This window comes from Pseudomonas sp. NPDC089395 (assembly GCF_044749525.1).
GTDB lineage: Bacteria > Pseudomonadota > Gammaproteobacteria > Pseudomonadales > Pseudomonadaceae > Aquipseudomonas.
The window spans coordinates 414,917-428,961 of sequence record NZ_JBIVID010000002.1; the positions used below are offsets into that span (position 1 = coordinate 414,917).

Consider the following 14,045-nt stretch of genomic DNA (forward strand, 5'->3'; position numbering starts at 1 on the left):
GCTCTCCGGCGTTGCAGTGGAGGAAAGGACCGCGCAAACCGCCCTCAGTGACGCAGCCAGTGTAGACAACCAGGCCTAAATCAGTAGAGCGAATCTTGCAACGGTAACAACTGCTCTTCATATCTCAGCAAATCGAGCAACTCAATATCATTCAACGTAAACAACAAATCATCCGGTAGTTTTCTTTCAAATTCCTCAAGTGCAGTTTCACCAAACTGACCAACCTTATTGTAGTAGTTCCAGACAGCAGTTAGCTCGGGCGTTTTGTCTTTAACCTCCCCCTCAGCGTCCTTCTCGTAAGCAAGCGCCAGAAAACCCGGATCACCGCTACGCAACGCAAGACGTTGCCAGGCAGCCGCTTCGTTCACCGGCCTATCAAAGCTTCCCGCGCGCACCAAGCCGAGCACTCTCATGTTCTTCACGCACTCGAGACATCCTTTGTTGACCCCTTCTGCCCATAACCGATAGGCATCCAGCCTACGCCCTTCACTTTCCGCTATCTGCCCCAACGGTTCATACGCCGCACCATGACCCTGACTTACAGCACACTCTAAGAGCTGCTTGGCCAAAGGGCGCAGTTCCTTCGTTCTCTTCAGAATTCGACTGGCAATCGAAGTCATCGAATGCGGGCTGCCACGATCAATAGCAGCATCATGGGCGAAGTACGATGCCTTCCTGTCAACAAAAATATACGAAGCGTACTTGTGAATAGCAATCGGTATGCCCTTTTCAGCCAGACCCCGAACTCGCGCCAGCCCGTCAGCGGTGGTTTCACCTTTTTTAGGGAAGCGCGCTGACCACACAGCATCCACATAAGCGGCTTTCCAGCTCCCGGCTTCGAGCGCAGTAGTTAATAACGCCTCTCGCCGCTGCCTATTCCCTGCGCCCATGAAAAAGTTATCATCTGACTCTGAATGCTTTGTATACGCCACAAACTGCTCAAAGGCACGCGCTGCTGCTACATCGTCTTTAGGTGTAAATTGATTTACATTTCGGCACTCGAATTTTTTGTTTTCAAACTGGGCAGTTAAAAAATCATCATCAATGGGTATCTCCCCCACGGGGGTTTCCGGCAGATTATTAAACCTCTGCAATTCATCTTCATCTAAAGACTTCTGCTCGACTCCCCGATCAGGCACCTCACCTATACTGCAGGCAGACAAGAGCAAACATGACATAAAAATCAAGAACTTCATCCCAGCATCCCCCAGTTAACACGCTCATCGCGCTGCATAAGCTTGTCCCGCAGTGGCCATGGGCGATATTCAGTCCAAGTCATCAAATATGTGGGCATGACCTCTCCTTCATTGAAATACTGAATGTGATCTTCCCAGCTATTGATCATAACTTTCCAATAACCACTTTCAGGACAAGGCTGACCACTGGCGCAAACCATGATCGGGAAGTTAGCCTTGCTGAAGGCGGGTGAGCCTGGCATGGGTTTGCCGGTGGCCGGATCGAGCACTTTTTCTTTGGCCAGCTTGTGGATCAGTGCTTCGCTAGGTTTCTCAGGCGGAATGTTTGCCAGGCGAGATTCAAGCCATTGGAGCTTGCCGTCCCATGGCGGCAGTTTGGCCGGAGGGAGCGGGACGATGTCGTTAATTTCCGGAACTTTAGGATCGGCGTAGGAGTAATTCGCAAGTACTTTCCAGATTTTTTTGTAGCGATCCGCGCGCTCAAGATCTTGCTGCTGTCCAAGAAAATGCAGCGTATTAGTCGGCTCAGGGCCGCTGAATCCTTTGGCCAAAAATGAAGCAGAAGTGCTATTCCCTGCAGAAATTCCGAGCTGAAAAACCTCGATAGCATCTCGATACAACCCCTTCCGCTTCAAGTTTACCGCTAATGCAACAGCCGCCTCACGGTGGCCCTGTTCTGCAGCACATCTGCGCATCTGCTGAGCAATCTCTGGTGCAATTTCAATTGGAGCTAGCTTCTCGGCAACGTAATACTGGGCTTGTGAACTACCTTCATCAGCAGCTTTGCGAAAATAACGCAGTGCCATTTCAGGGTCTTTCTGCAACCCTGCAGCCCCCTGCTGGAGGAAGTATGCTACAAATAGATATCCGGTCGCGACCCCCCTTTCAATCAACTGCTCACTCAAGCGTAAATATTCATGACCTTTCAGCTTGAAGTGACCTCGCATCGCGCCATTTTGTAAATTGATATTGGCCTTGAAATGACCATGCTCAGCACCAATACGGTATAACCGCTCAATCTCTGCATTAACGACAGAGTCTCTTCTGAGCTGGTTATTCTTTTGCAACCACCGCGCATACTTGAAGACCATATCAGCCTCACTCGTCATCTCGGGCGTTTTTTCATGAGCACAGAAAAACGCCAGCTTGGCATTAACGCCATCCAATGAGTCCATAATTTGATCCTTATCATAACGGGTAGCGCCACCCACATTGCAAGCGCTTAAAAGCCAACAAAAAAATAGAACAAACCAGTACCTCAATCTAAATTCCTCAGATTTGCTTTATCGTAAAAAAAATTAATTACAGGGCATCTCGGTGAGTCTTTGAGATTTAAGCGATCTTTGTTGTCCTGAAGAATTTCCTCCCAAGATTCAAATGCCTGACCAGGATCATCCTGCACTCCCTCACCGCCCGTATGCAGCTTCCACAACCGCCGTCTCAACTTCTGCGTTTCACTCGCCCACTCGTGGGCAATATTGAGTTCGCTGTCTACCTGCATACTTCGCGTATTGATATTCGCCGAGCCATGGGTGGTGAACACATCGTTCACAATCATCAACTTCGAGTGGATATACACCGGCGTCCACGGCTGCCCCGCAGGGGAATCCGGCGCCACTAACGAGCACAAATGCACCTTCAACCCCGGTATCTCCTCCGGCGTGATCGTGCTCTCTTGGATTTCCTTGATCTGCCCATCCAGTTCGGCCTGCCACTTCTCCTGAGCACGCCGGCCCATGTAGTCATTCGGCCCATCGAGCCTGGGGCGCGGTGGCGCGGCCTTCTTCACCTGCTCGATCCGCCGCAGCTTGGTCACCTGCGGGATGGTCTCGGCCCGCCCCAGGCCCTCGATCATCCGCTGGGTGTTCACCGTGCCCGCGCCGATGCCGTCGTCAGTGGCATTGGTGACCACGAACAGGTGCAAGGCCCCATGCAGACCTGGATCGCGCCCGCCGCAGGTCTGGTCCATTGCGGCCTGCTTGATCGCCTCGGCCAGCGGCGGCCAACGGAAGTACTGGTTCTCGATGTAGATGAACTGGGTGGCGTTGTTCACCGCCTGCAGGTACAGCGGTTCGATCTCGAATTTCTTCTCCTGCGGCTGGGTTCGCAGCAGTTGGCACATCAGCCGCTGGCCGCTGCCCGTCTTGAGGTTCAGCGCTTTGCCCACCACTTTCGCCTGTCGAGTGATGAACAAGTCTTCCCCGGTCTCCTTGCGCCACGCCGAGGCAAAGTTCGCGTGCAGGTGCTCCAGCACCGGGCCACTGATTTGGCTGGAAATGTCCTGGCGTGGCTGCACGCCACGTGGACCGCGATCAGGGGCCGGTTTGGTCTGCTCGCTGCGGTTGAGCGCCGAGTGATCGTCGGTGTCCCAGTATTCGTCGAGGAAGTTATGCCCCATGACAAAGCCGACGGCGCTATCAGGCAGTTCGTAGTCGACCAGCACGCTCTTCTGGTGATGAGTGGCAGCCGACATCAACGCCAGGTGCATGCTGCTGCTGATGTGCGGGTCGAGACTGTGGTACTTCGCTCGGTAGGCGATTTCGGCGCGCTCAAGGCCACTGAAGCCACGGCTGACGAACAGCGGATAACCGCTGTCGACTCGACCGGCCGCTTTATGGTCATCGGTCGCGCACAACTTGAACCAGTCACGGTCGAATGCATACTGCGCCTCGGTCGAGCTCTGCAAGGTGCGATCCCAGAGCCGCAGCAGCCCCTTACCTGGCAGGTTGGCCTCGCCGGCGAAACCGGCGGTGTTGAAGGGCATTTCCCAACCCAGCAGGCGCACCTGCACGCCTTCACGCGCCTTGGCCAGCAGCAACTCGCCCAGGCACGGGGCACTGCCGTCGCGGATCAGGTACATCGACGGCTGAAAGCCCCAGCAGATGATGTCGATCGACTTCTGCGCGGCGGCTATGGCCAGGTGCACGGCGAGGAAGGTTTCCTCGCCGTTGACCAGAGGGATGTAGCGCGCAAGTGCCATGGGGTAACAACCTTCTTGGTCGAGGAACCAGGGCGGGGTCAGCGTGCATTCGTTGGTGTGCTGGAACGCGATGGGGAAAACGGCTTCATGCTGGCTCATGCTGGGTCGTCCTGAGTGAACAGAGTGGCGTACTCGATACGCTGCGCATCGAGCTGATTGACTTCGCTGTCGGTACTTGAGCCATGGCGACGCAGGCCACGATTGGCCAGATGACCTTGCTCGACGTTGCGGTACTGCTCCGGGACCGGAATCCGCAGACTGACGTTGTTGGCAAAGCGCACCTGGTACTGACGGGTCACGACTTGATGGTCCACTTCCAGCATGCCGCTATCGTCCATCACCCCCTGTTGCAGCACAGACCCGCCTGCCAACAGCGTGTAGGGCATGCCGTTCCAGGAGGCCTTGGGCGCGTTGGGGACTTGGGGCAGCTTCAGCGTCATCCGCTGTGGCGTCTGGCGCTTGGGGTACTCCGGGTGCGCGGCCTTCATGCTGGCCGGGCCGCTGTAGTCGAAGTACGCCGACTTGACGTTGTAGTCGCCCTCGGTCCCCGCCTCGATGCAGCACGCGTCCAAGGTGAGGTAGCTGCCCCCGGCATTGAGGGTGATCTTCTTCTTGGCCGTGATGCTGATTTCGTCTTCCGTGCTGGTGATCGACAGCCCATTGCGGGCCAGCAGCTCCAGCGTGTCGTTCTGCGCCTGCACGGTGACTGGGCCTTGGTTAGCGATCAGCTTGATCCCCAGCTTGCGCACGAACAGGCTGAGCCCCTGACCAACGCCGATGAACAAGCGCTTCATCACACTCAAGTCCGCTTCACCACCGGCGTTGAGCATCAGGTTGTCCTGCGCGGCTACCTGCAGGTGCGTGCCGCTGCTCAGGGCAATGCCTTGCGGCGCGCTGAGCAGCAGGACCGAAGCCTTGAGTTCGTCGAGCTGCTCGCGCAGCAGCGTCAGTTGCGCCTGCACATCCGCAGGTTCGGCCTGGCTGGCCTGGGCATCGGCGGAGAGCTGTTGCAGTTGCTCGCCCGCCTGCTGCAGGCGCCGGGTCGCGTCGTGCATGTCCAGCACCTGACCTTCGGCCTTGGCCTGCCCATCCGCGCTGATGAACACGCCTTTGCCGCCCCGAATCGCACCCCAGGCGTCTGTGCGCAGCTCGAAGCCTTCGCCGCGCTTTTTCCGGCTGCCGTCCACCAGGTGCCCGAGGTTGAGCTGGCTCTTGCCGCCATGCTCGGTACTGAGCTTGATGTGCTCCTGCCCACGGGTATCGTCCATGCGCAGCTTGTTGTTGGCCGGGGTCCGCAGCACATTGCGTTTGTAATTGCGCAGGTTGACGTGGTCCGGGTGCTGGCTGTCGTGCAGCGCATGGGCGATATAGGGCCGGTCGGGGTCGCCCTGCTCGAACGCCACAGCCACTTCGGTACCGCAGATCAGCGGCAGGTGCAGGCCGTGGGTGTCACCGGCATAGGGCCGGGCCAGGCGCAGCCAGGCGCTCTCTTCGCCGGTATTCCACTCGTCGCGGTCGAAGAGGAAATTGACCCGGTAACGGCCTTGCAGATCGATGTGCCCATACGGGTCGTTCTTGCGCGAACTGGTGACCCTGGCCGGCACGGTGCCGGCGATCTGCGGTTTGGGCGCCAGGGCCGGGCGAAAGCACACCGTGTGCGAAAAGGGGATGGCCTCGAAGGTGGTTTCCAGGCTGCGGTCGCGCGCGGCCTCGATAACCAGGCCGGTAATTACTGCGCCGGGCTCGAAGGCCTGCGGTGCCCCTCCGGAGATTTTCAGTACCTGCCCTGGCGCCAACGAGGGGCTGCTGCTGGCACCGCTGAGCCGGGTCTGATCATTGAGGTACAGCTCGTGACGCAGACGGGCGTAGAAGTAACCGCTTTCACTGAGCAGGTCTTCGTGCTGATCGAGAGCGTCCCCCAGCGCCGCGTAGGGCTCGGCGTAGCGGTAGCTTTCGCCATAGGTGGTGGTGGCGCCACGGCTGTGGTCGACATCGGCATCCAGATAGGCCGCCGCATCGCGATGCTGGTAGGTCCGGATGTTGATGTGCTTTTCCACCACTTGATGGCGGGTCTGCAACGCCCACACGGCGTCCTTGTCGGTGCTGCTCAGGCCTGACTGTGGCCGGCAAGGCAGCTCGACGCCGAACTGGTAGTTGCGCTGATCATCATGGAACTCGACCACCTCGATACCCAGGCGATCATCGCTGGTGAAGCGGTACCAGATGCCGACCTCGGCGAGCAGGCGGCTGATGAACGCCAGGTCGCTTTCGCCGTACTGCATGACCTGCTCGCGCCGGGGGTACTCGCGCACCAGGTCGAAGAAAAAGTGCTGGCCTTCGAACTCATGGCGGCTACGCAGGATGTGCTCGACGATCTCCGGCACCGACTGGTGCTGGTAGAGGCGGTACTGCTGGCCGCGATCGAGCAGGGCCAAACGCGGCTGCAGGGTGAGCTGATAACGGGCTTCATCCGGGGAGTCTGACAGTCGCCTGAAGCCGGTGATCACGCCATGCAGCGTGCGCAGGGGTTTGGCCGGAGGAATGTTGAAGCCAGGCAGAGACGGCTGGGCGGGGCCGTGCAGGCTGAAGGTGGCACCCTTGCCGAGCAGGCGCTCGGCGGCGATGTCCTGTACGGCGCAGGTAAACGTCACCGTGTAGCAGAACGGGTGACTAAGCCCCTCTTCGCCTTTGAAGGTCAGGACGTCGAGTTTGGCTTCAAGGCCGGTGACGTCCAGTTTGTGCCGGCTGTGATCAAAGAAGGGCTGCGCCATTGTTTGGAACTCCACTGCGGTGAAGTTCCGAACCTTGGCGCACAATTTCTGAGGGGGCCACCCTTCCGGGGGAATATAGACGCTTCCTACATTTGGCCGGAATTTATCCTACAAAAAGCGTGCATAGCAGGCTAAGCGCAAACCACTCACCTCTTACGAGCGCTACGCCAGAGTCGGGCGATATCACTGGCCCTCGCTTGCAGCAACGTCGCGGCATTCGCGCAAGCTTGCTCCAGGCTCATCGGCCCGCTAACCAGGGCGAAGGCAGCATCGATACCCTGGGCATACAGCTGCTGATACCCCTCCCCCAATGTGCCCGCCAACACCACCACCGGCACCCCATGACGCTTGGCAACCCGTGCCACACCCATGGGCGTCTTGCCACGCAGGGTCTGGGCATCGAAGCGCCCTTCGCCGGTAATCACCAGGTCCGCGCCTTTTACCAACGCATCCAACCCGGCCAGTTCGGCCACCACCTCGACCCCCGGGCGGAATTGGGCGCCCATGAACGCCTTGGCCGCAAAGCCCATGCCGCCCGCCGCACCGCAGCCGGGGAACTCACGCACATCCTCGCCCAACAGCTGCGCGCAATGATCGGCGAAATGGCTCAGCGCCTGGTCCAGCGCCTGCACCTGCTCGGGGTTCGCGCCCTTTTGCGGGCCGAAGATCGCCGAGGCGCCGTTGGGTCCGCACAGCGGGTTGTCGACGTCGGCTGCCACTTCGATCTGCACCTCGGCAAGGCGTGGGTCGAGGTCGCTGGCATCGATGCGCGCCAGGCGGGCCAGGGCCAGGCCGCCCTCTTCCAGGGGTTGGTCGTCGGCATCCAGCAAGCGCAGGCCCAGGGCGCGCAGCATGCCGCTGCCGCCATCGTTGGTGGCGCTGCCGCCAATGGCCAGGACGATGCGCTGGGCGCCGGCAGCCAGGGCGGCCGCCATCAGCTCACCGGTGCCCCAGGTGCTGCTGCGGCAGGCATCGCGCTGCCCGCTGGGCACCAGCTGGATGCCACTGGCCTGGGCCATCTCGATGATCGCCGTGCGGCTCTCGGCCAACCAACCCCAGCCGGCCTCCACGTTCTGCCCCAGCGGCCCGCGCACGGTCTGGCGACGCAGTTGGCCGTGGCTGGCCGCGACAATGGCCTCCATGGTGCCCTCACCGCCATCGGCCATCGGGCACTCGACCAGCTCAGCCTCCGGCAAGGCCTCGGCCAGGCCAGCCGCGATGGCATGGGCGACGCCGGCGGCGTCGAGGCTGTCCTTGAACGAGTCGGGGGCGATGACGATTTTCATGGGGCTTCTCCTGAGCAGATAGCGGCATGCTGACAGCTACCGGATTGGACGGCCTCGGTCGGATGCACAAAATGCCCAGCCGGTTGTTTGGGCAAATGCCATTGAGCGCCGCTCAATCCGCCGGCAACAACTGCAGCCCCAGGTACAGGCTCAACATCCCTTCCAGGCGCAAGGGGTCGACTTCGCTGAGCTCATTGATGCGTTCCAGGCGGTAGCGCAGGCTGTTGCGGTGGATGCCCAAGGCATCGGCGCAGGCCTGGCTCTGGCCATCGTGTGCGCACCAGGCGCGCAAGGTGGCGATCAATTGCCCACTGGCGTCCTTGGCGCGGATGCGCTGCAGCGGTTCCAGCAGCTCATCCAGCGCATCTTCGTTGCGATGACGCCACAGCAGCGCCGGCAGGCGGTAGCGGGCCAGGCTCAGCAGCTGTTGATCGGGCAGCACTTCGCGCCCGTAGGCCAGCAGGTCGCGCACCCGCCGATAGCCTCGGCGCAGCTGCTCCAGGCTTTGCGCCGGGTTACCCAGGGCCAGGCGCTGGACCTCCCAACCGCTGCGCAGCAGGCGCTCGACCAGCCGTTCTTCGTCCAGCACCGGCCCGGCCGGGCGGCACCACAGCAGCGAATCCCGCGCGGGGCTGACGCACCAGCTGTCGGGGTAGCGGTTCATCAACCAGGCCGCCAAGGTTTCGCTAGGCGGCCCGGCACGCAGTTCGAACAGGCACGGCACGCGGGGCAGCTGTGGCTTGAGCCCCAGTTGCTGGGCCTCGTCCAGCAGGCGCGGCGAATCACCCGTGCCGCCCAGCAGCAGGGCCAGCAGGTCATCACAGCGCTGACGCCGCCATTGTTGCTCCACCTGCAGGTGGCGCTGGGCAAGGAGCATCTCGGCGGTCATGCGTACCAGTTCGCCATAGGTGCGCAGTTGCTGCGGCTCCCCGGTCAGGCCAAGCACGCCGATCAGCCGCCCATCGAGCATCAGCGGCAGGTTGACCCCAGGCTGCACGCCCTTGAGGCATTTGGCCGCATCGGCATCGAGCTCGACGATGCGGCCATTGGCCAGAACCAGCTGGGCGCCCTCGTGGCGAGTGTTGATGCGCTCCGGCTCGCCACTGCCCAGGATCAGCCCCTGGCTGTCCATGACATTGACGTTGCACGGCAAGATGGCCATCGCCCGATTGACGATATCCTGCGCCAGGTCATGGTCCAGTTCGAACATTGAGCGATCCTATGGCGTGTTAGGTTTTGTTCTGAGGCACAGCGGCCCGCACGATCCGCTGTGCAAAAGCACAAAGACAGGCGCGTCGCACTCCCCGAGACTCGTCAGGGTGAGCGCCGGCACAGGCGACGCGGCGACAACCATAACAACAGAGATCACGATCATGGCACACAGCCCTGCCCCTGACCAAGGCACCCAGAGCACCCGCAATGCGCTGTACCGGCGCATCACCCTGCGCTTGATTCCGTTCATTTTCATCTGCTACCTGTTCAACTACCTGGACCGTGTCAACGTCGGCTTCGCCAAGCTGCAGATGCTCGATGCACTGAAGTTCAGCGAAACCGTCTATGGCCTTGGCGCCGGCATCTTCTTCATCGGCTATGTGCTCTGCGGCCTGCCCAGCAACCTGGCGCTCAACCGCTTCGGCCCACGGCGCTGGATTGCGGCGATGATGATCGTCTGGGGCAGTTTGTCCACCTGCCTGCTGTTCGTCACCACACCCACCGAGTTCTATGCCCTGCGCCTGCTGACCGGCGCCGCCGAGGCCGGGTTCTTCCCAGGCGTGGTGCTGTACCTCTCGCGCTGGTTCCCGGCTGACCGTCGTGGCCGCATCATGGCCCTGTTCATGTCGGCGATCCCGGTCTCGGGCCTGCTGGGTGGGCCATTCTCCGGCTGGATCCTCGAACACTTCGCTGCCGGGCAACACGGCCTGGCCGGCTGGCAGTGGATGTTCCTGATCCAGGGCGTGCCGACCGTTGTACTGGGCTTCCTGGCCATCGGCCTGCTCAGCGACGGCTACCAGAAAGCCGCCTGGCTGAGCCCGGCCGAACGCCAGCTGATTGCCGCCGACCTTGCGGCCGACGCTGCGAGCAAGCCCAGCACCACCGGTGACAGTGTACTGGCCGTGCTGACCAATCCGCTGATCTGGACTTTCGGCTTCGTCTACTTCTGTATCCAGAGCGGCGTCTACGCGATCAACTTCTGGCTGCCGTCGATCATCAAGAACATGGGCTTTGACAACCCGCTGCTGATCGGCTGGCTGAGCGCTATTCCGTACCTGCTGGCCGGGGTGTTCATGATTCTCTGCGGCCGCTCGGCGGACCTGCGCAACGAGCGCCGCTGGCACCTCGTGGTGCCGATGCTGATGGGCGCGCTGGGCCTGCTGATTGCGGTGAACTTCGCGGGTAACCCGACGATCGCCATCCTTGGCCTGTCGATCGCCACCATGGGCGCCCTCACCGGCCTGCCGATGTTCTGGCCGATGCCGACCGCGCTGCTCAGTGCCAGCGCCGCCGTAGCGGGCCTGGCGATCATCAACTCGGTGGGGCAGATGGCTGGGTTCCTCAGCCCGTACCTGGTGGGTTTCATCAAGGACCAGACCGGTTCGACCGATGCGGCGCTGTATTCGCTGGCAGCGTTGATCGTGCTGGGGAGCCTGGTGGCCCTGCGGGTTACCCGGGCGGGTGCGTTGAAGGCTGTTCGGGCTAGTTGAGGTAAAAAGGGGCCGCTTTGCGGCCCAATCGCCGGCTTGCCGGCGATAAGCGCCCCGCCGATCGTCAGATCAACGCATCCCTTCCAAAGCCCAGGCGTCAAATGGTTCCAAAGCCCCCTTTGGAGAACCCCCATGACCCAGCACGCCGTGGCCCGCCTCGAACAGCTCGATCCCAAGCGCCCTCTGCGGGTCCAGGCTGGCAACGAAGAACTGATCCTGATTCGCCAGGGCGACCAGGTGCATGCCTACCAGGCCAACTGCCCGCATGCCGGTGCCCCGCTGGAAGAAGGCGTGGTCTGCAACGGCCTGTTGGTGTGCCCTTGGCACAAGGCTGCCTTTGCCGTCGACGAAGGGGCCGTGTGCGAACCGCCAGCGCTGATCGACCTGCGCCGCTACAAGGCGTGGGTGAAGGATGGCCAGGTCTGGGTCGATGATCAGCCGTTGGCACGCGCCGACTCCCCCCGCCACAGTGATGCCCGCTGCTTTGTCGTGATCGGTGCCGGTGCCGCGGGCTCGGCGGCAGTTGCCACGCTGTTGGCGAACGGCTTTGCCGGCAAGCTGATCTGGCTCGATCAGGAGCGCCAACCTGCCTACGACCGCACGGCACTGAGCAAATTCGTGATCGCGGGGCAAATGCCCGTGGACGAAGTGCCGGCCCTGCTGGAGGCTGATCAGTTGCGCCAGGGCCAACTGGAACGGCGCGTCGGCAAGGTACGCACGCTGGATGCGAGCAAGCGCCAGATCACCCTGGCCGACGGCCAGCGCATCGACTACGACGCCGCGTTGCTGGCCACCGGCGGCAAACCGCAACGCCCCGACATCCCTGGTGCCGACCTGGCAGGCGTGATGACGCTGCGCTCGCGCGAGGATGCCGCGCGCCTGCTCGATGCGACCGAGCCGGGCCAACCGGTGGTGATCGTCGGCGACGGCTTCATCGGCCTGGAGGCCGCCTCGGCCCTGCGCAAGTATGGCGCCCAGGTGCATGTGGTCAGCCGCCATCAGGTGCCGCTGGAGAAACAGCTGGGCGAACGTATCGGCCGTTGCATCCGCGAGGTGCATGAACGCAAGGGCGTGGTGTTCCATGGCCCTACCGAGGTGGTGCGTTTCAGCGGTGAGGGGCAGGTAGACGCCGTGCTGCTGGCCAATGGCGAAACGCTGCCTACGGCACTGGTGCTGCTGGGCACCGGGGTCAAACCCGCCACGGCCTTTGTCCAGGGAGTGCCGTTGCACGCCGACGGCGCGTTGCAGGTGGATGCCGAACTGCGTGCCGCCGACGGCTTGTGGGCCGCCGGTGATATCGCTCGCTTTCCGCTCGCCGGCCACCCGGTGCGCATCGAGCACTGGCGCCTGGCGCAACAACACGGGGTGATCGCCGCGGCCAACATGCTCGGGCAACAGCGCCGCTATGCCGACGTGCCGTTCTTCTGGACCTACCAGCACGGGCGGACCTATGAAGTGCTGGGGCATGCGCAGCACTGGGACGACATCGTGTTCGTCGGGGCGCCGGAGCAAGGCGACTTCATTGCCTTGCAGTGCGTGGGCGAGCAGGTGGAGGCGGTAATCGCCAAGGGCTACTCGGATGCCATGGCGCTGTTGTCGCAACGGATGAAGCGGCCGATGAGCCGCCAGCAGGCCCTCGAACTGATCGGTTGAAGCTGCGGTTTTACCCACAAGCGCCGCCCTTTCAAAGGACGGCGCTTGTGTGTAAAACAGACGCTTCCACCTCAGTGCACAGGATGTTCCAGCATGATCTACCGCCCCCTCGGCCACAGCGGCCTGCAAGTCTCCGCGCTCACCCTTGGCAGCATGATGTTCGGCGAACAGACCAGCACCGAGGATTCGTTGCGCATCATCGACAAGGCTTGGGACCAGGGCATCAACTTCATCGACACCGCCGATGTGTACAACGCTGGCCGTTCCGAGGAAATCGTCGGTGAGGCGGTGGCACGCCATCGCCAGGACTGGATCGTCGCGTCCAAGGTCGGCATGGGGCCGACCGATGGTCTGCCCAACCGCAGCGGGTTGTCGCGCAAGCACATCTTCAATGGCATCGACGCCACGCTGACGCGCATGGACCTGGACTACCTGGATATCTATTACCTGCACCGTGAAGATCACAAAGTGCCGCTGGAAGAAACGGTGCGGGCCATGGGTGACCTGCTGCAGCAGGGCAAGATCCGCTACTGGGGGGTGTCCAACTACCGCGGCTGGCGCATCGCCGAGATCTGCAACATCGCCGAACGCCTGGGCGTGGCCAAGCCGGTAGTGAGCCAACCGCTGTACAACATCGTCAACCGCCAGGCCGAACCCGAACAGCTCACCGCTGCCGCCTGCCATGGCCTGGGCGTGGTGCCGTTCAGCCCGCTGGCCCGTGGCGTGCTCAGCGGCAAGTATGCACCGGGCGTGGCGCCCGAAGCCGGCAGCCGCGCCGCGCGCCAGGACAAGCGCATCATGGAAGTGGAGTGGCGGCAGGAGTCGCTGGCCATTGCCCAGCAGATTCAGGCGCATGTACAGGCCAAGGGCGTGGGCATGGTCGAGTTCGCGATCGCCTGGGTGCTCAACAGCCAGCTGGTCAGCTCGGCAATCGTCGGACCGCGCACCGAGGCGCAGTGGGATACCTATGCTGGGGCGCTGGAGGTGAAGATCACCGCAGAAGATGAAGCCTTCATCGATTCGCTGGTGACGCCGGGGCATGCCTCGACGCCTGGGTTCAACGATGTGGTGCATTTTGTCAGTGGACGGTCGGCGCGTAGCTGATCGAATGAGCACCGGCCGCAATTCGACTATGCAAAGAGGGGCTGCTGGCATTTCCAGCAGTTTCAGGACGGGAGAGGCGAAAACAAGAAAGGGCCCGCAAGGGCCCCTCTTCTTGAAGCTGTCGACTACTCGAGACGTACTTGAGCGGCCTGCATACCCTTTTGCCCCTTTTCAGCAACGAAGGTGACAGTCTGGCCTTCTTTCAGGGACTTGAAACCCTCTGACTCGATGGCCTTGAAATGAACGAACAGGTCGTCACCACCACCCTGCGGGGTAATGAAGCCAAAGCCTTTTTCATCGTTGAACCATTTAACGGTTCCGGTCTGTCTGTTGGACATGCGCTGAATCCTCGG

At 61.6% G+C, this 14,045-nt stretch carries 10 protein-coding genes; 3 read left to right on the forward strand and 7 right to left on the reverse strand.

What is annotated here, in order from left to right; translation table 11 throughout:
* Positions 1-80 precede the first annotated feature (80 nt).
* The 6 genes from ACIPZG_RS06905 to ACIPZG_RS06930 all read right to left on the reverse strand — a co-directional run bounded on the left by ACIPZG_RS06905 (position 81) and on the right by ACIPZG_RS06930 (position 9,443).
* Positions 81-1,196, reverse strand: coding sequence for a hypothetical protein (locus ACIPZG_RS06905; protein ID WP_400711467.1), 1,116 nt, complete (start codon positions 1,194-1,196; stop codon positions 81-83).
* Positions 1,193-2,371, reverse strand: a complete 1,179-nt coding sequence (locus tag ACIPZG_RS06910; protein WP_400711470.1) for a sel1 repeat family protein — start codon at positions 2,369-2,371, stop codon at positions 1,193-1,195. The genes ACIPZG_RS06905 and ACIPZG_RS06910 overlap by 4 nt, the downstream gene beginning before the upstream one ends.
* Before the next feature lie 83 nt (positions 2,372-2,454).
* Positions 2,455-4,275 carry a phosphatidylserine/phosphatidylglycerophosphate/cardiolipin synthase family protein gene (locus tag ACIPZG_RS06915; protein WP_400711473.1) on the reverse strand — a complete coding sequence of 607 codons (1,821 nt, stop codon included), beginning with the start codon at positions 4,273-4,275 and terminating at the stop codon, positions 2,455-2,457.
* Entirely contained in the window at positions 4,272-6,947 is a 2,676-nt protein-coding gene (locus ACIPZG_RS06920; protein WP_400711476.1) for a type VI secretion system Vgr family protein, read from the reverse strand. The genes ACIPZG_RS06915 and ACIPZG_RS06920 overlap by 4 nt, the downstream gene beginning before the upstream one ends.
* Positions 6,948-7,093: 146 nt before the next feature.
* Positions 7,094-8,233: a glycerate kinase gene (locus tag ACIPZG_RS06925; protein ID WP_400711479.1), complete on the reverse strand. Its 1,140-nt coding sequence runs from the start codon at positions 8,231-8,233 to the stop codon at positions 7,094-7,096.
* A gap of 112 nt (positions 8,234-8,345) precedes the next feature.
* The gene (locus ACIPZG_RS06930) at positions 8,346-9,443 is read right to left on the reverse strand and encodes a sugar diacid recognition domain-containing protein (protein ID WP_008092757.1); all 1,098 of its coding nucleotides are present in this window, start codon (positions 9,441-9,443) and stop codon (positions 8,346-8,348) included.
* Between the two features lie 163 nt (positions 9,444-9,606).
* Here ACIPZG_RS06930 and ACIPZG_RS06935 point away from each other — a divergent pair, with 163 nt between their 5' ends.
* The 3 genes from ACIPZG_RS06935 (at position 9,607) to ACIPZG_RS06945 (ending at position 13,692) form a co-directional block, all read left to right on the forward strand.
* The gene (locus tag ACIPZG_RS06935) at positions 9,607-10,935 is read left to right on the forward strand and encodes an MFS transporter (RefSeq protein ID WP_400643466.1); all 1,329 of its coding nucleotides are present in this window, start codon (positions 9,607-9,609) and stop codon (positions 10,933-10,935) included.
* Positions 10,936-11,067: 132 nt separating this feature from the next.
* On the forward strand, positions 11,068-12,588 hold the full coding sequence (locus ACIPZG_RS06940) for an FAD-dependent oxidoreductase (RefSeq protein WP_400711482.1): 1,521 nt from the start codon (positions 11,068-11,070) through the stop codon (positions 12,586-12,588).
* Between the two features lie 93 nt (positions 12,589-12,681).
* Positions 12,682-13,692, forward strand: a complete 1,011-nt coding sequence (locus tag ACIPZG_RS06945) for an aldo/keto reductase (RefSeq protein ID WP_400711485.1) — start codon at positions 12,682-12,684, stop codon at positions 13,690-13,692.
* 125 nt (positions 13,693-13,817) lie between these two features.
* Here the strand turns inward: ACIPZG_RS06945 and ACIPZG_RS06950 are convergent, their stop codons facing one another.
* Positions 13,818-14,030, reverse strand: a complete 213-nt coding sequence (locus ACIPZG_RS06950) for a cold-shock protein (protein ID WP_400711488.1) — start codon at positions 14,028-14,030, stop codon at positions 13,818-13,820.
* Positions 14,031-14,045: the final 15 nt, after the last annotated feature.